The organism is Natronoflexus pectinivorans (assembly GCF_004345615.1).
GTDB lineage: Bacteria > Bacteroidota > Bacteroidia > Bacteroidales > Marinilabiliaceae > Natronoflexus > Natronoflexus pectinivorans.
Map to the genome: position 1 here is coordinate 892,070 of NZ_SLWK01000001.1, position 20,370 is coordinate 912,439.

Genomic DNA, 20,370 nt, shown 5'->3' on the forward strand with positions numbered 1-20,370 from the left:
TGAAGTGTCTATTTATACAATAGGGTGTCCAATCAGAAATGTAACATTCAAACCATATTTGCTTTTCATTTTTCCTGAACGCCATTTATATGCATAGGGCTCAACTTCGTTGGCAATTTGCATAAGCTTGGTTGGCTTGTATAAACGAATGATGGAAACAATGCCATCCCAAACTGTACAAAACGGGATAATGGGAATGATATAGGTAAACAATATTCTGGAGAAACGGAATGGTTTAAAGAATGGTGTAAAAATGAGGAAAACTAAGGGATGTACAATAAGAATAGCCAGTATAGCAAGAATGTTTTTATTGCCACCGTCAAAAATCCCAATCCCTGATTTGGCATCAACGGCATTTTTTAAAACTGCTTTGGCCAAACCATTATCGAAATGATGAAAACTTGAGAAAATTGTTCTGAATCCTTTTAATGATAATGGAACATCGGCAGCATCAACAGGAGAATTATGAAAAGAAATTGCCCCATTGGTTTTGGCTTTAAGAAATGCATAAGCGCTTGTATTGGGATATTTATCAGTTAGGATAATTTTTATATCAGTCTCAGACAATTGCTTCAGGTCATGATGTATTTGCTCAATGGCACCGCCACCGCCCGAGCCTAAATCAATGATCTGATTTGCATTTGTTCTTATTAATTCTTCGATTATCGATGGAGCAATAGGGCGGTAAAAATCAACTTTTGTGATGAGGTAACGCAGATAGTCGGTCATGCTTTCCCGTATTGTGTTGGGAAACCATGCCAGGTCTTCAAATTCGAACAGATAATTTCTTAGTTTCATGTTATGTGCAATTAAGTTTTGATTATAAATATTTTTTTTCTTCGTGTGCTCTTTGTGTCTTTGTGGGAGATATTTTTGTTGCCCACAAAGACACAAAGAGCACAAAGGGATTAGTATTAGCAATACAGATTCTAGGTAGCTGATTAGATAATTTTTCGAATTTTATTATAGACTATAATCTTCATCCGAATAATTTACTAATTAACTTATGCACGTCATGATTAAAAGCTTATGGATGAAAGTTGCATGAGTGAGAAACTCACATCAAGAGCATGAATCGAAGATCGACGCAGTCAATACAACTTCTCATGCAAGTTCCATGAGGCCAATAACATAACTTAATTATATACGAATGAAATGATACTGAAAATATAAGATATCAGGGCTACGCCCCTCATAATTTATCAATAAATGTTTTCTACGAAGATTACAGGGCTAGCGCCCCTAAGTCATATTAGCACAAATAATTAGGGGCGTAGCCCTGATATTTTCGTAGAAATAGATATTACTAATGGTTTTAGGGGCGTAGCCCTGACATCTTTAATATATTCTGTGTCCGCTCACAACTGAATTAATCAGTTGCAAATATTTTGAAAATCAAAGCTTTAAATGATATTTCGTTAATATTTCTTATTTTATTGATTATCAGGCATATGAAAATCTATTTTTTTGTGAATACAATTTGCTTATATTTAATGATTTACATTTATCTAGTCCTGCCATGCGGGACTTCGCTATGCTCAGCATCTAAGATCTAACGGTCTATCCCGATGCATCGGGACTAACGATCTATTTTTAATAATAGTCGATTTAAATGGCTGTTCAAGTTTTCGGTATCGGTTGTAGCTGAACGTATTTCAATGTACATATCAGGGCGAATAAGGTAATATCCAGTGTGTGCAATACCCAGTATTTTGTAAATCGTATCTGTTTCGGGCAGATGTTTTAACAGTACCGTTGTCAGTTCATACTTATCTGAGATGGATTGTATCTCGGGTGTTAACTCCTCTGCAAATACCAAAAGCGTATATGCGGATGCATTTAAAATTTGGTGGCTGTTTGTATTTTTGTTTTCATAAGTAAAATCTATGTAAGGGAGTCGATAACCGGGTTTTGGAGTTTCACGAGAGAATGGCTTTTCCAGATCTTTGTATGTATTGTAATTCGGTTTATAATGAATGTCAATTTGGGAGATGGATTTAAAAAACATCAGGCGTGATTTTTCATTGTTTTCCAGTTTTGGAAATATCCTTTTGAAGAAACTTTTCAGAACAAATGTTCTGAACAGCCTGACAGCGAGATTAGTATTTGTGACCAATCTGAAAATCGCATCGGCATATTGTGCAAATCCTTTTGAGATGCCCAGCCGTTCTGTAGAGTAGGAATCAAGCAATTCCGGGTTTGCTTTTTGCTTTAGCACAAAAGCCATTTTCCAGGCCAGATTGTGAGCATCCTGAAGTCCGGTATTCATGCCCTGTGCACCAACTGGTGTGTTGACGTGTGCCGAATCGCCAGCTAAAAAACAGTTTCCAATCCGAATGTTACGAGCGTACTTTTGTTGTGAATGTGAAACTGAAAACCATTCGGTGTTGTGCAAATCAAAATTCAGGTTGTTCCAGTTGCGAAGACCTTTTGTAACAGTTTCCAGAGTAATGTTATTTGTTTTTTTCGCTTTACCGGGAAAACTGCCGTCCACCCGCCACCTTTGGTTTCTTAATGGAAAAAAACCGGCAACTGACTTTTTCGAAAAATCAAAGTAAATTACCTCTGAACTAAATCTGGATATAAAACCACAGTCGATAATGAAAATTGGCATAGGGTAGGATATGCCGTTAAAAGGAATATTCAGGGAATTTCTGACGGCACTCCTGCTTCCATCAGCACCTATTAAATATTTTGAGGTTATTGTTTGTTCATATCCATCAGGCATTGTCACCCCGGTTATTATCCTGTTTTCATCTTCTTCAAAGCTATTTAAACGAACATTTCTTTCAACATTACATCCATGCTTTTCCAGGAATTTCAGCATTAATTGCTCCGTTTTAGATTGCTCGAGCATGAGCAGAAAAGGGAATTGAGAAAGATTCCGGCCGATGTCTTTTATTGAAGTGCTTGCTATTTTTTCTCCATTGTATAAAACATCTATTTTATCAGCAATGATTCCCTCCGTTATCGCTTCACTTGCAATTCCCAACTGCTCAAATATTTCAAGGGTTCGGGCTTGAACAATAAGTGCTCCAGAATTTTGCGAAGAAGCAGTATTTTTATCAATGATACGAAATGAAACCTGGTGAAGAGCCAATTGACAGGCCATCATCAAACCTGTCGGTCCCGCACCAACAATCAGGACTTCGGTGGTATTATGCGGAGAATGTGCCATAATTGCTGGTTTTTCCAACTACTAAAAAGCGGAACAGTTGCTTTTTTTCTATTATGTAGTTTTTGATGTTTGCCTTTTCGAGCAGATATTTTAATTCGCTGAATTTAAACGCTCTAAGGACAGAGATCGGGCCATCATTTTTTGCCAGAACAGTTCCATTTAATAAGCGAGTGAAAAACCATGCGCTGTAATAAGCCATCCAGTTTCGCTGCAAGTCGTTAACGACAAATCCAACTTTGACATTTTCGCTGAAATAGGTGAATAGCTTTAGTAATTCGTTTTCGTTTAAATGGTGACAAAACAAGGAACAATGAACAATGTCAACGGTTCTGTTCTGATCAATAAATACCTGATGATCGGCGATAATGCCGGTGATTTCCGGATATGTTCGGCAATGTTTTCTCAAATAATCAATTACATTGGCATTTTTATCAACTCCTGTTAACTGAACATTGAAATTGTTTTTTCTGGCCCAATCGGCAATGGTTCGCAACGAGTCGCCGCTTCCGCATCCAAAATCGACGATATGATAGAGTTTGGTGTGATCTGTTACTAATTGTTTTATGCCTTTAAGAGTAATCGCATGTCCGCCGGTGTTTCTATTCATTATATCAAGCTCCCACAGGTTTTTGAAGAGCAAATTCTTCTGAATGTTGGTTTCATCCAGTAATTCTTGTTTATAGGAGCGGTATTTGAATTTTGTGGTCATGAATAGTTCGTTGAAAAAATAGCTAAACGCAGAGAAGCTCTATGCTAAAGCTACGGACTCTGAAAGACGCAAAGTTTTTTTATTTCTGGTTGGGAAAACCTAAATCTGAGTGCATAGGGATTTCCTGCTGCGGAGGGGTAAAGTGATCTAAATCAAATATTTTTATTTTCGTTCTACTTTATTTAAAATAAGGTTTATTGTTATGAGATATTGTGTTTCTACTAAGGTTTCAAAATCCTTATATTTAATTATTTAATCTTAGTAGGAATATTTGGCAACTAAAATTCAACCTTATTAAAAATAGATTGAATATATTTTTCTAAATACTCCGATTTCGTTCACCCCAGGTTAGGGGTGTAGGTTGGCATAAGACAATATTTCAGCAGTTTTCTTACCGGCACTAATTTTTTTCGTTGAATCTGCATTCTCACCTACGTATGATTTTTCAACCCTATTCGTTACATAAGTTAGCAATGCGGTTTCAATGCTTAATCCGGGACCAAACCCGATTGAAAAGATGGTTTCACCATTGGTGTTTTCAGCTTTCATGATTTCATTCAGAACAAAAAGAATGGTTGGCGACGACATGTTTCCGTAATCAGAAAGTACTTTATAGGAGTATTGCACATCGTAATCGCTCAGTTGCGTCTGTTTCTTAATGGCATCAAGTATTTTTTTTCCACCGGGATGAATGGCCCATTTATCGATAGATAATGGGTCTGTATTTAACTTTTTGCTGGCTTTCATTATGACTTCATTCACTTCATTGCCAATAAAATCTGGAATTCCACCATCAAGAACCATTTCGAAATTATTTGGTGTTATGTTCCAACCCATTAAGTTTTTGCCTTTATTAAGCAGCAGTGAATAGAATCCATTTAAAGATAAACCCGACTGTTGATTTCTTCTTGCAGCCCTATCAGAGACCACTACCACTGCTGCTGACCCATCGCCAAAAATGGTGTTGGCCAGTAAATTATCGCTATTGTTTACCGGCTGGAAATGTAAGGTGCATAACTCCACACAAACGATTAACACTTTAGCATTTTCGTTGGTTTTGGTAATCATATCAGCGAGGTTTAAGGCCGGAAATGCAGCATTGCATCCCATGTAGTTTATTGCAGTGTGAAAGGTATCATCAGGTAAATCCAATTGCTCAATTAATTCAGCACCCAAACCCGGAGCATAAACACCGGTACATGTAACCGTTATTAAATGGGTGATGTTTAAATCACCCATGTTGGTATTCAATTTTTGTAATGCATTTTTCAAAGCAGAAATAGCGAGAGAAGATGCATTTTCTTTAAATAGAGCAGTTCTTTGTGTCACATCAGGAACTTTTATATTCTGTTTAAAGAAGCTGTTTTCGGATGGATAATTACCAAAATCAGAAAGGATAGAATAACGGGTTTTTATTCCACTATTGTGGAATAAAATATTCAGTTTTCGCGAAGCAGTATCATCGTTGTACGCAGCTTTCATGAATTCCAATATGGTAGATTGTTTTGCACCATATTTTGGTACTGCTGTTCCTATGGAGATAATTGTGCCCATTGCTAAAACCAGTTAATGTAATTATTAAAAATAAGAACCACAAAGTACAGATTCATGCTTGTAGATGTAAGCAGGTTCATGGTCATGGTGTTCTCAAAATTGGCTTTGTTCTTGTTCTTTCGAACTTTCGAAAACCAGACCGACAAATAAACAGTCACTGGCAACATCAGTATTAAAAACAATAGCAATAAAGTCATTTGTTGCTGCCTTAAATTGAAATAGTAGTAGAGGAGCAAGGTTGCAACGGAGAATAGTATCCCGGAAAAAACAAATGTTCCGTTGTACCCGAGTTTATAACTTAAGCTTGTTACGCCATCTTTTTTATCTGCATCGTGTTGATAAATTTGGGTGAGCGGATAAACACTTCCTATAAAAAGACTTGCCACACTCATACAAATGATGTTATTGAGCGTGAAAAAATTCACCAATGAAAATGAGGAAACTGCTGCTGATGAAGCCATCAAATAAACAAAAGCGCCCTGAAAAATAAACACTGTTAAAAATCCAATTATCGGGTATTGTTTTAATCTCACATTCCGGTAACTATAAGCACGGGAGGCCAGAATAAAAATGAAAACTAAAAGTGAGAAAATATGTGAAATAAAAAATCCACTTAACACTGCCACAACATCCATCAACAATGTTACCCGATACAGATTGCGCGAAACTTTTGGTGGATGTTTTAATCCACCAATACTGCCAGTATCACGATCCTGGAAACTATTATACCCGTTACTGGATGGAAATACAAGCAAATGCAGAATAACAAATGCAATGGCCGTTGTCTCCCAGTTGATACTGCTAACCTGACTTACCGCAAATAAAAAGACAGGCATTAAAAAGAAAGAAAATGGCAACCGCAAGTGTTTTACAGTGCTTTTATCGAACCAAGAAGGGATGTTAAAGTCCTTCATTTATCTGATTGTAAAAAAGATTTAGTTATTAAGCTGATAAGTTCCAAACTACTCTTTAGCAAACTTTAATAATTCAGCATTAAACTTCTGAGTTTCCTCCAGAAATAAGCTATGGCCGCTATTTTTAAAAGCCACAATATGCGAATTTGCGATTCGGTTTTTCATTTGTTCAGCCAGGTCGAAAGAACAAATTTTATCCTTTTTGCCATGCATGATTAATGTTGGAATTTTAATTTTAGCAAGGTCAGTTCTCAGGTCAGTATCGCGCAAGGCAATTAAACACTCCGCCATTGCATAGGAAGATGAACTGATGTTAATTCCGTTTAACCAGCTGGCGATGCCATCGTTCAGCGCAGTTTCTGTGGCTGAAAATATTTTACCAACATTGGCCAACAGTTTCGGCCGGTCTTTATAGTTCAAGGCAATTAAGTCATCAACAGCACTTTTGGTAAGATTATAAGGAAAATCATCCCGCTTTGTCCATATAGGTGCGGCGGCTCCAAACAGAGCAAGTTTCGAGAAAATTGCTTTCTCGTCTGTAGCTGCCAGCCGAATTGCAATTGCACCACCCATTGAGAAACCGCCCAAAACAGCATCTTTAATTTTTAGCAGAGTTAGAATCTTGCGGATATCTTCGGCATGTACATCGTAATCGTACTTTCCAAAAGGTTTATCTGATTTTCCGAAACCCCGTAATGTAATGCCTATGGCTCTGAAGTTATTTTTTATTAAATCGTGGTATTGGTATTCGTACATTTCGTCACTTAAAGGCCAACCGTGTATTAAAACAATTGGTCTGCCTTCACCTGCGTCTGTAATATGAAGTCGAACATTGGGTTCTACTTCAATATATTCGGCTCTGGTTTCACCTGCTTTTATTTTTTCCATTTTAATTATTTTTTAAACGTCCGGTAATTTTTTCCAAAGAAGATTTTAATTTGTCTACAGCGCCAAAAACAGCCTGCTCCTGGGTGTTTGCATGGTCGGTAACTGCGATTGGTTTCATTCCTGCCAGTCTCGCTTCCACCATGCAGCGCTTGTCGTTTAGACCTTTTTTATTGCCATCTTCATCTGAGAGATGTATTTCCACTCTTGTTATTTGTTCTTTGAACTTGCTTAGTTCGAATGAAATTAAGGAAGTAGAGAACTCCAGAAGCTTTTCGCTTCCAACGACATTCTTGTCTGAATTAAATTGTATTTGCATTTTTCTTAAAATTAATATCGAAATATTGCGGCCAACCCTGTTTCGGATGGCATTTTATCCTTAGGAAGCACCATAACCTTTCCACCCATTTTCATGACTAATTCTCCCATATCATCCAGCAAATCATCTACTCTGGGATTGCTCATATCTTTTTTTTGTGTATTTCCCGTCACAAGATTTGTTATCCTGACCGGGATTATCCGGTCGTGTTCAACAATAAGCGTATTAACGCGCCCCTCAACTGCCGCTACGGCAACTTCCTTATAGTCATCGCTGCCTTTGCCATCAATTCTTGCCTGCTCAAAAAGTGCAACCAGGTTGTCCAGTTTATGGTTATATTCCGGCTCCATTATTTCCCAGGCCATTTTTGTAAGTTGACCCGATGAAACTGATGAAGGGTTTATTGCAATGCCTTTAGGGAGCAGAAGAGGATTTTTACTTACTTTTTGAAAAAGATGGTGGTGTTCGGGCAATGCCGCAAGAATAATTGGCCAGCCTGTAGGCTTCGAAAAGTTTTCTTCAATGGCATTTGCCACTACACGAAAAAATCTTTCAGCATCTTTTTCAGTTTCATTTTTTCTGCCTCCATGACCGTGGTGCATAGACGAGCTTTCTCCCGCGGAACCACCATAAGATGCAACGGTTGTATGCTTTTCTGTCAATTCATCACCCAGCGCTTCGGTAATGGTTTTTGGAGTGTCAGATGTAAGTTCTATTTCAGTAAGCGAGTGATGGTTGCCCTGAAAAAGGCGAATATCATGAAGGGTTAAAGCCAATAAATGGAATTGGTCAAGGGATTGTAAATATTGTCTCAACGGCTTGGTATGGAAACTGTCGGCTACAATGGCCAGTTCTTCAAATGATTTATGTACACCAACCACTTTAAATATTCCGGTTCCACCAAATATAGCCAGACCATCAAATGTGTGGTTCCAGGTATTATCATCTTCAGCCAGAGTCTCAAAAGGTTTAAGATATTCCTGAACATCATCGGCTGAATATTTTTGCAACAGGGATTCTTTCATTTGCCGGATAAGATTTTTAAAAAGAATTGTATCCTGAAGGTTTTCAGGATGCATTCGGTGTGTAGGCATATATACGGAAAGACAAGGGGCCTGATCTGCTGCCAGGAGTTCCTGAATTAATGCTTTTGTTAGTAATTCCATTTTTTATTGTTTTTGGATACAACATTTGTCTTTGTGTTCTCTTATCATCTTAGTTTAAGCCATGCATGAATTACAAACAGACCTACAACGGTTCCACCAAAGTGATTGATGATCCTGTCTGTAACAAATGCAACCAATCAGCACGTAATTAGATGATTACTCTATAAGGAATCAAATAGTTATATCACCTGTTGGCATGCTCTTAACTATTAAAATTAGATAGCTCTTTCCACTGCATAGTATCGTTGTTCAACTAATTTAGTAATTGAATGGTCTATTTATTTGCGATAGTATCACGCAATTTTTTCAAATGGTCGTGGTCGGCTTTTAGCATTAATTTTTGAGCGTTTATCATAACCTGTTGTTCGGTTTTTATTTGTTTTAATTCGTTCTTTAATGCCTTGTCATATGTGTCTAATGCCTTATCTTCACCATACTCACAAGCATTAAGAATGGCTTTGCTATTTTTGCCGGTGAGTGCTGCCTTTGCATCCATCCATACACGAAAAAACTTCCCTATAGTCTTTGTTTCTTCCGTTTCCTCGCCGCCCAGGGTGATTACTTCTTTAACCAATTCTTGCTTGCATTTTTGACTGGTTGAAATGAATTGTCTGAATAAAGCTTTTAAATCAGGTTCTTCAGTTTCTTTTGAAGCTGTTTCATAGCCCTTTATTCTATCGTTGTTGATAGTGATGAGTGAGTTTAGAACTGCAATTGCTTTTTCATTTTCCTCTAAAATGGTTGTTTCATTTTTAGTTCTTTTAATATTGTCTGAAAGGGAATCAAGTAGATTATTGTATTTTGATTTTACTATATCCACATAATGGTCGCCTTTATGTATTATTTTTTTACGGACTTTTGAACCCTTTTCGGGTGCGAATAAAACTCCTGCTATTGCCCCAATGACAACCCCTGCCAATGCTCCGAATGCTACCCTACCTGTTTTCATCTGTATATTATTAAATTATATTATTGGCCTCATTTATCTGGCTTGAGAATTTATATGCAATTACCTGTTAAGAGAATTTTACTCATGCAACTTTCATATTAATAGTACTTGCCTGATCTTACTTCCTACAAATTGTCCAACGTTTTATATATCCCCTCCAATTAATTCAATTCAATATAATGCTGTTAGTCAATTGAAGCGTTACAATATCTTTGTGAATTATTACATAATTCACACATTCCTCTTGTCGTTTTTAAAATCTCGAAAATCATAGATTTCTTTTGAAATTTCCAGACTTAAATTAACCGAGAGCTCGAACAAATGCGCCTGGGTTTCGAAAAAGTGCATCATGTAGCCGGCGGTATTTACAAAACCTATGATGTCGCCAATTTGAGGCAGGTTTGGCAAGGCTATTTTACGCTTAAGTACAATGTCTTGCTCTAGGCAATATGCGCCGGTAAAATAGACTTCGACCAGGTGTTTTGGTGCAGGGGCAAAAGCGGTTAAGGGATCTGCTAAATAATCGGTACTGGAGCTTTTTAGCTGGCTCATGTTCATATCAAGCCCGACGAGCCACCTGCCCCGCATGTCTTTTTTCCGGAAAACAACTTTGGCTAACGTCATGCCCACTTGATTTAGCAATGAACGCCCTGGTTCCATGCGTATTTCTATGTCTTTATCCCGTAGTAATTCAGTTACACTTGCCTTGTTTTTATATCGAAAACTCAGGATTTTTTCAAGAAACAAGTCGCCGTTTACTTCATTGTAAAAGGGATAGGTTGCCAGTTTTCCCTGTAATTTATTATCGATTAATTGATATCCAAGGCCATCATTGTTAAAGGTGATCTCTTTCCGTTCTCCTTTCACCGCTTTTTTCAGTTCCTCCCGAAAAGCCTTCCACTCGTTTTTAAATTGCAGGTAATTGATCAGAAAACCACCGCCTATGTCAATAAACTGCGTAGTGAATCCATTGTCTTTAAGTTTTTCTGCCAATATGATGCACTGGCTTAATGCTGCCCCTCTTTGTTCAGTAGAATAACCGTTTAAATGAAAATGCAAACCCGTATAAGACAGATTTGAATGTTCCCCTTGCGGGGAACAAGTGGAGGTTATAAAGGATGAAACTTCGTCTAAATCAAAACCAAATCGACTGTAAAGCTTTCCCATATCGGTATTAAATCCGCTTACACGAAAACCCACCGGCGTTTGTTTGTCAAGTTTTTTGGCAATTGTGTTCAATAAATTGCACTCGTCCTCATTGTCCAAAATAACAAGTACGTTATTTTCAACTGCCAATTGGAGCAGTTTTTCAGTTTTTATAGCAGCTGTCACGGTCAAATTCTCTGATTTCACACCAGCTTCAAGTGCTTGCAGAAGTTCTCTATAGCTTGCAGTATCTACACCAATTCCGTTTTCTTGGGCACATTTTACTATACTTTTGCTTTTGTTTGCTTTGTGGGCATAGAATATTTGGTATGAAATTCCATGTTTTGTAAATACTTTTCGGAAAGTATCAATGTTTTTGTCGAATTCAGGCAGATAATGTATGTTAATAGGTGAACCATAGGCTGCGAATAGCGAATCAAGGAGCACCTTGTCATTCATAAGCTTTGGCATCCAATCACTTATTACGGGCGTAAGTTTTGGCAGTTGATTATTTGAATGCATCATAAATTAGTTTATTTATTATCCTGACGGAACTTGCATGAACTCTCTTTTGCTTCCGTTTGTGAGCACGGTGCTCATGATATTTGCATTTGTATAATTAATGATATGTTGCATTACCGAAAGTGACCAAGAACTTGCAAAATTGTTTCGGGTGCGAGACAATGTATCATTGTCGTGAACTATGCTTTCAGTCGGCGTGCCGTAAAGAGTTATGTTTTCTGCTTTTCCCTGTGGGTTAATCAGATTGCCGTTTCGGTCAATTTCTAACGTACCTGGTGCGTAATTCATGTTTTTGTCCCTGTTTTCATAAGGTCGTGCCAAATGGTTTTTACACAAATTGATGAATAAGCCCGTCACTTCTTTTTCTATTGAATTTTTGGGAATACGGGCATCAATAAGGATGTCACAATAGTTTTCTGAAATGCCATTGCTGAGCATATATCCGTTTTTAAAAGGCTCTATGTTTGGGCTTTTGGCAAATCGAAAGTCAACGATTCCTGTATTAGCTAACGCAATCATTTTTTTAAGGTTTTCGGGCGGTGGGCCATAAGCAATGCGATTCAGTTTTCCGAAATAGTATTCATCAAACTCCTGATGCGATGCGGCATCGAGACCACTGAACGAATAGATGTCGTTAAAAATAGGACTTATTCTTCTCCATACTGAGGCAGCTCGTAATTGCGCCTCGTGTTCTATGTCTCGATTGTTTTCGTTGGTAAAAGCAGTAAGGTATTCCAGAATATTCTGATGATTGCATTTTGAGGAGTTAAATTCCGGCTCCAGTAATTTATCCAATGAAAAACGTGCATATCCAGGATGTTTTTGATGGAATGTTTCTATTTGGCGGTTTATTACATCATAGTTTGGATGGTATTCAAGCATCTCTCTTTCATGTGTGAACAAAGTACTGTAGTAGGTATATCCCATATCCCGCTCAATGAGCGGGAGTATCTCATATTTAAAACTTAACTTCTTATGATTTAACAGCTTGAGTCTTTTTACAAATAGCTCATAATCATTTTTCAAATTAAAATCATATTTAGGCATTATAGGCCAGCCGGATTTTGAAAAAGGAAAAATACGTTTCGGTTCCCTGCCAGATGCTTTGTAGATATATTTTCCATCATTGTTTTTGGTGAAAAACCCTCCTTTTCCTTCGGTAAGGGCCAATACCGCATCTATAAAGGTTAAACCCATCCCCTTTACTGCAACAGTGTTTTGTTGCGTCCATTCATTTAACTTTTGTTGAACCGGATATATAAATGAAACTTTACTATGGTTTTTGTCTGTTGCCTCTTTATGGCGCTGGTGCCCAGTAGTTATTAGGATGTTTTGGAAATCGGTTAACCAGCATTTTTTTCCCCCCTGCATAAAGCCAATCGAATAGACTTCATCCATCTTTTCAACAGAGCGCACTTCCAGAATATGTTGTTGAAGAATGACGTTTTCGGGCAGGTTTTTTTTGAGACGTGCAAAACCTTTTTCTAAGTAGCAACCAACTGTCGCCCTTGATGCATATAACGATTCGATTTCACCTTGGGGCGTTTGTGTTTCCAGTGATATGTATTCTGAAAAACTTAAGGGATCTTCAACTACCGGAGGAGGTGATTCCTCAGTCCACATATTAATGTGTTTATTAGCAAAATTCATGAGCAAATAACCGGGTTGATCGCTTCTGTAAATGTCTCCGGAACCCATGAACCTGGTTTTATTAAATAGGTGGATTTCCACCTTCTCCTTTGTCGGATTTGCCTTTAATTGGGCAAGAATCCTTTCAAAACCATACAATCCCTTAGGTCCCAGACCTATTATTGCTATTTTAAATGGAGGAACTTTCATCTGTATATAAATGAGTTATGTGATTGGATTTATGCAAACTTTCATCAAATCGAATTAACTGTTAATGTTGTAGCCCTTTTTCGTGCTTGCCCTTTTCGACTGTTGTTAGTGGTTTCTTTGTTTTGTCTTTTAGGAAATTTAAAATCTGCAAAATGTTCTTTTACCCAGGTTTTGTTATAGACGGTATCCAAATACCGTTCACCTCTGTCGCATAGAATTCCGACACAATTTGAACCGTCAGCAATTACCGATGCGTATTTTTCTATTGCTGAAATTACAGCTCCGCTGGATCCTCCGCCAAGAATAGCTTCATTCTCCAGTAAATTCCAGCATCCCTGAACAGACTCTTCATCTGATATATAAATGGCATCGTCCACAAGATCGAGGTTTAAAAAATTGGATGGTTTCCCTGACCCGTGTCCCGTTATGAGGCGAAGACTTTCTTTCTGGCCAAAAATGACGCTTCCTATTGCGTCAACGGCAATGATCTTGGTTGGCAAGTGATTATCATATACATACTGAGCACATCCCATAAGGGTTCCGCATGTACCTGTGCTGATAAACATATAATCCACATTTTGATCAAGTTGGTGGACAATTTCATTCATGGTTTGATAATGGGTAATAGGGTTGGCTGCATTTTCATACTGATTTAAGCAGTGAAAACTTGGATTTTGCGCCAGTAGTTCCTCTACTTTTTGGAGGCGGCTTTCCAGATAGCCTCCATGCAGTTTGGGATGGGTAATTTTAATCAGTTTTACGCCATATGCTTTTAGTAATTTTTCGGTATGGACATTAAGCTTAGGATCGATAACTACAATAAGTTTTATATGGTAAAATTTACATGCTTGCGCCAGTCCCAAAGCCATATTGCCGGAACTGGATTCAATTATTGTATCGCCGGGTTTGATCTCACCGCTTTCAAGTGCTTGCGATAGCATATTTAGTGCCGTTCGGTCTTTAATACTGCCTCCGGGATTGAAACATTCCAACTTCCCAAAAACTGAAAAACCCCGTTTTTTTGAAAACCTGGATAAATCTACCAAAGGTGTTTTGCCAATGGTTGACAATATATTGGGGCGGTATTTTAGTAATCCCTTCTCAGGGACTGCAGTTGTTTGCATTTAAGTTGTTTTTGATTGTAAATGGGTATTAACGGTCTAGCTTCATGTCAAATTTATGTTATCCCGTACTTCACCACTAACCCCCATAAGAGGAACCGCCAAATGCACGAGAGTAATACGAATTTGTATGGTTGACTTACCACTGTATAAATTACTTAAAGATGCCCAACATTTAATCGGATTGTATTACATGATTGTTGAAAGATGTTACATGATTCACAGTTTATCTTCTTGGTCAGTAAACACAGCGTGGCTTTTGGGTATCATCTTATAGCCGTAACGTTGGGTATATACCTTGGTAAACTCGGCTCCAAAAAACAGGATGAGACTGCTATAAGTAACCCACAGCAGGATAATTATTACCGATCCGGCAGCCCCATAAACATCGCCGGGACTTAAAAACCCAAAATAGAAACTGAGCAATTCTTTACCCAAACTAAACAATATTGCTGTAATCAATGCGCCAACCCAAACACTTCTCCAACCTATAAGCACATCGGGTAAATATTTAAACATCAATGCAAAAAGAACAGTTACTACTCCCAATGAGATTACAATTTCGCCAATTAATAGAGAATGAAAAGCCACATCAGGAAGCCATTTTGAAAAATATCCCTCCAACGAGTTAAGTAGGGCGGATACAACAAAACTAATCAGGAGTAGAAATCCGATGATCAATACAAATCCAAAACTTTTGGAGCGATCAATAAGATATTTGACAAATCCATTTTTGGGATCAGATTGCAGGTTCCACACCCTGTTGATTGAGATCTGCAAATGGAAAAAGACACCTGTTGCGCCAAATACCAGTGCCCCAATACTTATAATAGCTGAAAACCAAGATGTTTGGTTTTCGCTGGCCGTTACAAAAACAGACTCGATCGTTTCAGCGGCTGAGCTCCCCAGGGCAGATTCAATTTGCCCGTAAATTTCTCCTTCTACAATTTCTCCTTTCCAAAAAAAATTGAGAATGGTAAATACGATGACAAGCAAACCGGGCAACGACAATAAAGCAAAGTATGCCACCACCGCACTCATTCGCCAAGGGTCATCTTTAGTCCAGTTAATTGCTGTTTCCTTTATTAGAGAGGGTATATGTCTAAATTTGAAACGAGACTCTTTTGAAGTTTTTACAGCAGTCATAAATTATCGCTTATAGGTTTAACTTCTAAAAACTAATTTAACAGATGCAAACACAAGGTCTTTAGTATGGGAGCGTGTTTAATTTTTTTACTATTGCAGATGGCGCATTGTCTGCATAAATCCCATATGCATTTACCACAATTCCTTTTATTTTTTTGTTTTTTGAGGTAATTGCATAAACAATCATCTGGTCACCCGGGTCAGTCTCTCCTTCGAATCTGTAGAAATCGTCAATTTCAAAGTCATCAGGCGATAATGCAGTTGCCGTTTGATGACAAATAAGACACTCCTTTTCACTCAATATTGAAAAATCAATGGTGTAACCAAGTTTTCTAAGGTCAGCCATCGCCTCTGTGACGGTATCGTAGCTTTTTCGTTCCATAATTTCTATTATTTATGATCTTTTCCTATGCAATGGTGATATCCTTAGAAAGATATACATCCTGTATCAGATTCAGTAATTTGATGCCCTCCTTGAGTGGGCGTTGAAAAGCTTTTCTACCTGAAATTAAGCCAGTGCCTCCCGCTCTTTTATTGATAACGGCAGTGCGTACAGCTTCCGCAAAATCGGACGCTCCTGAAGAGGCGCCCCCCGAGTTGATCAAACCTATTTTACCCATGTAGTTATTGATGACCTGGTAACGGCACAGATCAATAGGATGATTGGAGGCCAGCTTATCATACATTGCCGGAACCATTTTTCCAAACTTGATGTCACGGAACCCGCCATTGGTTTCAGGCAGTTTTTGTTTGATCATGTCTGCTTTAATGGTAACTCCTATATGGTTGGCTTGTCCGGTAAGATCGGCCGCACTATGGTAATCTTTATCTTTTGTTTTAAAGGCACTGTTTCGTGTGTAGCACCATAAAATTGTTGCCATTCCCATTTCGTGTGCTTCCTCAAAAGCTTCAGAGACTTCTTGAATCTGCCGGTTGGATTCCGGCGAGCCAAAGTATATAGTTGCGCCGACAGCCGCAGCCCCCAGGTTCCATGCTTCGCGTACTGATCCAAACATAATTTGGTCATAGGTGTTTGGATAGGTCAACAGTTCGTTGTGGTTTATCTTGACGATAAAGGGGATTTTATGCGCGTACCGCCTGGCATGCAAGGCCAATCCCCCAAACGTGGTCGCCACCGCGTTGCACCCTCCTTCAATGGCCAGTTTGATGATGTTCTCCGGATCGAAAAACATAGGGTTCGGGGCAAAAGAACTGCCCGCTGTATGTTCGAGGCCTTGATCCACGGGTAAAATTGACACATATCCACTGCCCCCCAGCCTTCCGTGGTTGTAAATGGAAGCAAGGCTTTTCAGCACCTGCACGTTACGGTCGCTTCCTGTGAAAACCTGATCTAAATAATCAGGGCCTGGAAGCGTAAGCTGATTGGCGGTGATTGTTTCACAAGTATGTTTCAATAAATCATCCTGCGCATCACCCAGATATTCTTTGATTTTTTCTATAGTGTTAATCATATCTTCTGTGTTTTTTAATTGGTTTTTCCTAGTATTCGTTTTTCTTTTTGAGTGTTTCGGCGAAGATGTTAATCAGGCAGGCATATCATCCCCGATTAAACCATCAGCTGTTTTTAAGATTGCTCTAATTCGTCCGATGTGAACTTGCGAGATTTTTGCCCTTTCAAGGGTCGATTGAGCATCGACACCTTTTTTCCCCCGAGCCATTTCCGTGAGTAGGTTTTTATGCTCCTCAAACATCCGCAATGCCGTCCACATTGTTTCTTCAATCTTGTGGGTCTGTTCGGCCAATAGGGAAGCTACCGTATATGCGTGTCCAGTATGGCAACGGTAACGTAAGTTGCTATCCTTATCTAGGCATATCGGGATACTCGGCTTCGTTAGGATCCTGTACAATACAAATTCCTCCGCATGTTTTAATGGCATGCATTCCTGACGTTCCATCATCAAGATAGCCGGTCAGCAATATTCCGATAACGCCAGAACCATAAGCTACGGCAGCTGACCGAAATAACGGATCAATGGCAGGACGTGACCTGTTTTCATGAGCCCCTTTGGTTACCAGCATTTTCAGGTCTTCTCCAATTAACAGGTGATGATCTGAGGGTGCCAGATATAAATTTGCAGGTTTCAAGTTGTTACCGCTTTTCGCATGCTGACATTTTAAGGTGTCTAATTTATTCAGTTCGTCCAATAGCACATTTCCTGTAGCATCGGGAGAAATATGGCGGACAACCATAACCGGCAGAGGGAACGCTTTGGGTAGTTGGCCAATTAGCTTTTTTAATGCACTCACTCCTCCTGCAGATGTACCAATTACAACTATCCGGGATTTTTTTTCAGACTTATCGGTTTTACTGCTGTTCTTCATTTTAATTTATTCTGCATTGAACTATTACCAATTGTTTAAATTTCCCTACAGAGTGGTATTGTTTTTAAAGCAAAGCCAACACCCTGTTGGGTTAAACATAACTATTTAACTCACCATGGTAGGCGCAGATTGCTCAAGGTTACTTAGCATTGAGTCTTTCACAACCTCTATGTTCAGTGTAAGACTTCATAGAATCTATGCGTTTACTATTTTTTAAATTGATCGTTATTCATTAAAAACCAAAACTATAATATACCAAAACTATGATGGTTAGTCAAGAGAAGCATTACGTAATTCTTAGAAACAATTACATAATTCACACATTCACTTTGAAGAAGTAGTAGAATGTGCCCAATGATTTGATGGTGTACGATATTCAATAGATCATTAGGTTGATTGTCAGAGTTAAGTTTATGATATTCAGTAAGTTATACCTATGCAATCAGCAGGTGCAAATCGCTTAAAATCAGCGACATACAAAGTTGTGACGAGCTGTTAATATTAAAATTAGGCCGTATTGAAGAGTTTGTACTAGATGAGACAAGTAATATCAATAAATTGATTTCAATTTGAGCATTCAAATGTGAGAATCATGTAAATTTTCCAACAAATTTTATAACACTTCCCAGAGTAATAGATTTTAATTTTGAAGAACAATCATTTTATGTCGAATTTAAAATCAACGTTATGCGAGTAGCAGGAATAGTATTATTGATTATTGGAATTGTAGGCATTTTGGTATTCGGAATTCAAGCCATTCAGGATACGGAGACATTTAGTTTTTTAGGAATCGATATTGGTGTATCGAGTGCAAACTGGACTCCTGTAATAATAAGTGCAATCTTTTTTGTAGTGGGCATTGTTCTAATGAATTCAAATAAGAGGACGATGGCCAACTAAAATGTCTTACAACATTACATTGGATTGAACAATTAGACTAGGTTTTAGATCATAACTATCATTGATAACTTCAATTCACAAGTTGAATTTCTCGTGTCAATTAAAACATGAGTCAACATGCGCTAAACATCCAAGCGCACGAAGCTAATGCGATTGTGTATGCTTGATTCTATCGCAGGTAAACAAAGTTTTCAGGTTTGAGCTACTGACTTTTTAAACGAATTATTAATCAACAAAAACATTGGTCTATGTTAAGATGGATAATAATTTTTCTGATAGTAGCACTTGTTGCTGCGGTGCTAGGTTTTACAGGTATCGCAGCTGGTGCAGCTGCGATTGCAAAGGTGTTATTCTACATTTTTTTGGCACTTTTTATTATAAGTCTAATAATAGGTGGAGTAAGAGGATGGAAATAGTTATTGTTTAATGTAGAGTTATGACGATATGGAAGAAAAAAATTACCCTCTACAGTCAGAAAAAAGGTATTTGCTTGTTAAACGAACAGCCGTTGTTTTACTGGCCATTTTTCTTTTCATTTATGGCCTTATGGCTATACGCAATTTTCTTTATCCTATAGCTTTTGGTTTGGTTCTGGCATATCTGGTTTACCCATTAACAAGGTGGTTCGAGATTAAAGGCATTCATCGTATTTTGGCCAATTTTATTGTTATAATGGGTACTCTTGCCTTTATAACTGGTTTAATCATTGCTGCTTATCATATTATTACGCCCATTTCGATTGATTTTGCTGATCTCACTGACAAAGCGATTGATAATATAGCAGAAATGATTGTTGTTACAGCTCAGTATTTTGGCATTGAAACGAACAATGTAGGAGAATCTATTAGAAATCAGCTTGGTTCTGCTACCGAGGCAGGGGGAGAACAGCTTGGTAAGGTTTTTACCGCCACCACCAATACCATTGTTGCATTTGGATTATTGCCGGTCTATATTTTCTTGTTTTTATACTATCGGACAAAATTTATGTATTTTTTGTTAGGTCTGGCTGGTAGATCCAGAAGAAAGAAAATGGTAACCATGTTGCGCGAAATAGCAGCGGTAATGGTACAATACCAGGGCGGGGTTTTATTGGTTGTTTTTATTCTTTTCTTTATTAATTCAATAGGGCTTTGGATTGTCGGTGTTCAATTTGCAATTCCTTTGGGCGTAACGGCAGCATTGTTCAATTTTATACCCTATTTTGGGACATTGCTGGGAGGTGCGGTGCCACTTATCTTTGCTTTTCTTGTAGAGGGTGATCCAATTCTTGCATTCAAAGTAGTTATACTTTTTATTGTTGTTCAGTTTATTGAAAACAATATTCTTACCCCCAATATTGTAGGCGGAAATGTGAAGATCAATCCGTTTTTTATTATTACCGGATTGGTTGCTGCCAGCATGGTTTGGGGTATCCCGGGTATGCTGCTTATTGTACCGTTTCTTGCAAGTATTAAAATAATTTTCAAGCACATTGATTTCATGAAACCTTATGCTTTTCTGCTTGGGGAAAAAGGGACTGAAAAGCACTCTATAAAAATGGATAAGTTTAAAAGGATTTGGAAACGAGTCAAAAAGAAGATAAAAAAATAGATCGTTAGATTTTAAGAATATTAGATATTTAGACTGATAGGAATTTTTATATTTCTACAAATCTCTTTTCTTTATCTAATCTATCTGTC

19 protein-coding genes are annotated in these 20,370 nt (G+C 38.0%); 3 read left to right on the forward strand and 16 right to left on the reverse strand.

What is annotated here, in order from left to right; genetic code table 11:
- Positions 1–12: 12 nt before the first annotated feature.
- The 16 genes from EV194_RS03420 to EV194_RS03495 form a co-directional block, all read right to left on the reverse strand.
- The gene (locus EV194_RS03420) at positions 13–798 is read right to left on the reverse strand and encodes a methyltransferase domain-containing protein (RefSeq protein ID WP_132432091.1); all 786 of its coding nucleotides are present in this window, start codon (positions 796–798) and stop codon (positions 13–15) included.
- 781 nt (positions 799–1,579) lie between these two features.
- Positions 1,580–3,178 (reverse strand): FAD-dependent monooxygenase, encoded by a 1,599-nt coding sequence (locus EV194_RS03425; protein ID WP_132432093.1) that lies wholly within the window; start codon positions 3,176–3,178, stop codon positions 1,580–1,582.
- Complete coding sequence (locus tag EV194_RS03430; RefSeq protein ID WP_132432095.1) at positions 3,159–3,887, reverse strand: methyltransferase domain-containing protein; 729 nt, start codon at positions 3,885–3,887, stop codon at positions 3,159–3,161. The genes EV194_RS03425 and EV194_RS03430 overlap by 20 nt, the downstream gene beginning before the upstream one ends.
- Positions 3,888–4,235: 348 nt before the next feature.
- On the reverse strand, positions 4,236–5,441 hold the full coding sequence (locus EV194_RS03435) for a type III polyketide synthase (protein ID WP_132432097.1): 1,206 nt from the start codon (positions 5,439–5,441) through the stop codon (positions 4,236–4,238).
- Positions 5,442–5,443: 2 nt separating this feature from the next.
- A complete protein-coding gene (locus EV194_RS03440; RefSeq protein ID WP_132432099.1) occupies positions 5,444–6,355 on the reverse strand; it encodes a UbiA family prenyltransferase in 912 nt (303 codons plus the stop codon).
- Between the two features lie 48 nt (positions 6,356–6,403).
- Complete coding sequence (locus EV194_RS03445; protein WP_132432101.1) at positions 6,404–7,243, reverse strand: alpha/beta fold hydrolase; 840 nt, start codon at positions 7,241–7,243, stop codon at positions 6,404–6,406.
- Position 7,244: 1 nt separating this feature from the next.
- Positions 7,245–7,559: an HPF/RaiA family ribosome-associated protein gene (locus EV194_RS03450; protein WP_132432103.1), complete on the reverse strand. Its 315-nt coding sequence runs from the start codon at positions 7,557–7,559 to the stop codon at positions 7,245–7,247.
- Positions 7,560–7,570: 11 nt separating this feature from the next.
- Positions 7,571–8,725: a baeRF3 domain-containing protein gene (locus EV194_RS03455; RefSeq protein WP_132432105.1), complete on the reverse strand. Its 1,155-nt coding sequence runs from the start codon at positions 8,723–8,725 to the stop codon at positions 7,571–7,573.
- Between the two features lie 274 nt (positions 8,726–8,999).
- Positions 9,000–9,674 (reverse strand): PA2169 family four-helix-bundle protein, encoded by a 675-nt coding sequence (locus EV194_RS03460; RefSeq protein WP_132432107.1) that lies wholly within the window; start codon positions 9,672–9,674, stop codon positions 9,000–9,002.
- Positions 9,675–9,905: 231 nt separating this feature from the next.
- Complete coding sequence (locus tag EV194_RS03465; protein ID WP_132432109.1) at positions 9,906–11,345, reverse strand: alanine racemase; 1,440 nt, start codon at positions 11,343–11,345, stop codon at positions 9,906–9,908.
- Between the two features lie 15 nt (positions 11,346–11,360).
- The gene (locus EV194_RS03470; protein WP_132432111.1) at positions 11,361–13,181 is read right to left on the reverse strand and encodes an FAD/NAD(P)-binding protein; all 1,821 of its coding nucleotides are present in this window, start codon (positions 13,179–13,181) and stop codon (positions 11,361–11,363) included.
- A 44-nt stretch (positions 13,182–13,225) separates the two neighbouring features.
- Positions 13,226–14,305, reverse strand: coding sequence for a 2,3-diaminopropionate biosynthesis protein SbnA (sbnA, locus tag EV194_RS03475; protein WP_132432113.1), 1,080 nt, complete (start codon positions 14,303–14,305; stop codon positions 13,226–13,228).
- A 216-nt stretch (positions 14,306–14,521) separates the two neighbouring features.
- Positions 14,522–15,448 (reverse strand): YihY/virulence factor BrkB family protein, encoded by a 927-nt coding sequence (locus tag EV194_RS03480; protein ID WP_132432115.1) that lies wholly within the window; start codon positions 15,446–15,448, stop codon positions 14,522–14,524.
- A 61-nt stretch (positions 15,449–15,509) separates the two neighbouring features.
- A complete protein-coding gene (locus EV194_RS03485) occupies positions 15,510–15,830 on the reverse strand; it encodes a phosphoribosylpyrophosphate synthetase (RefSeq protein WP_132432117.1) in 321 nt (106 codons plus the stop codon).
- Positions 15,831–15,855: 25 nt separating this feature from the next.
- Positions 15,856–16,920 (reverse strand): class I fructose-bisphosphate aldolase, encoded by a 1,065-nt coding sequence (locus EV194_RS03490; protein WP_132432119.1) that lies wholly within the window; start codon positions 16,918–16,920, stop codon positions 15,856–15,858.
- 349 nt (positions 16,921–17,269) lie between these two features.
- Complete coding sequence (locus tag EV194_RS03495) at positions 17,270–17,791, reverse strand: chemotaxis protein CheB (protein ID WP_207915885.1); 522 nt, start codon at positions 17,789–17,791, stop codon at positions 17,270–17,272.
- Positions 17,792–18,478: 687 nt separating this feature from the next.
- On the opposite strand from EV194_RS03495, the gene EV194_RS03500 reads away from it, so the two are divergent.
- The 3 genes from EV194_RS03500 to EV194_RS03510 all read left to right on the forward strand — a co-directional run bounded on the left by EV194_RS03500 (position 18,479) and on the right by EV194_RS03510 (position 20,281).
- On the forward strand, positions 18,479–18,691 hold the full coding sequence (locus EV194_RS03500) for a hypothetical protein (protein ID WP_132432121.1): 213 nt from the start codon (positions 18,479–18,481) through the stop codon (positions 18,689–18,691).
- Positions 18,692–18,939: 248 nt separating this feature from the next.
- Complete coding sequence (locus tag EV194_RS03505) at positions 18,940–19,107, forward strand: DUF1328 domain-containing protein (RefSeq protein ID WP_132432123.1); 168 nt, start codon at positions 18,940–18,942, stop codon at positions 19,105–19,107.
- A gap of 28 nt (positions 19,108–19,135) precedes the next feature.
- Positions 19,136–20,281 (forward strand): AI-2E family transporter, encoded by a 1,146-nt coding sequence (locus EV194_RS03510; protein WP_132432125.1) that lies wholly within the window; start codon positions 19,136–19,138, stop codon positions 20,279–20,281.
- Positions 20,282–20,370: the final 89 nt, after the last annotated feature.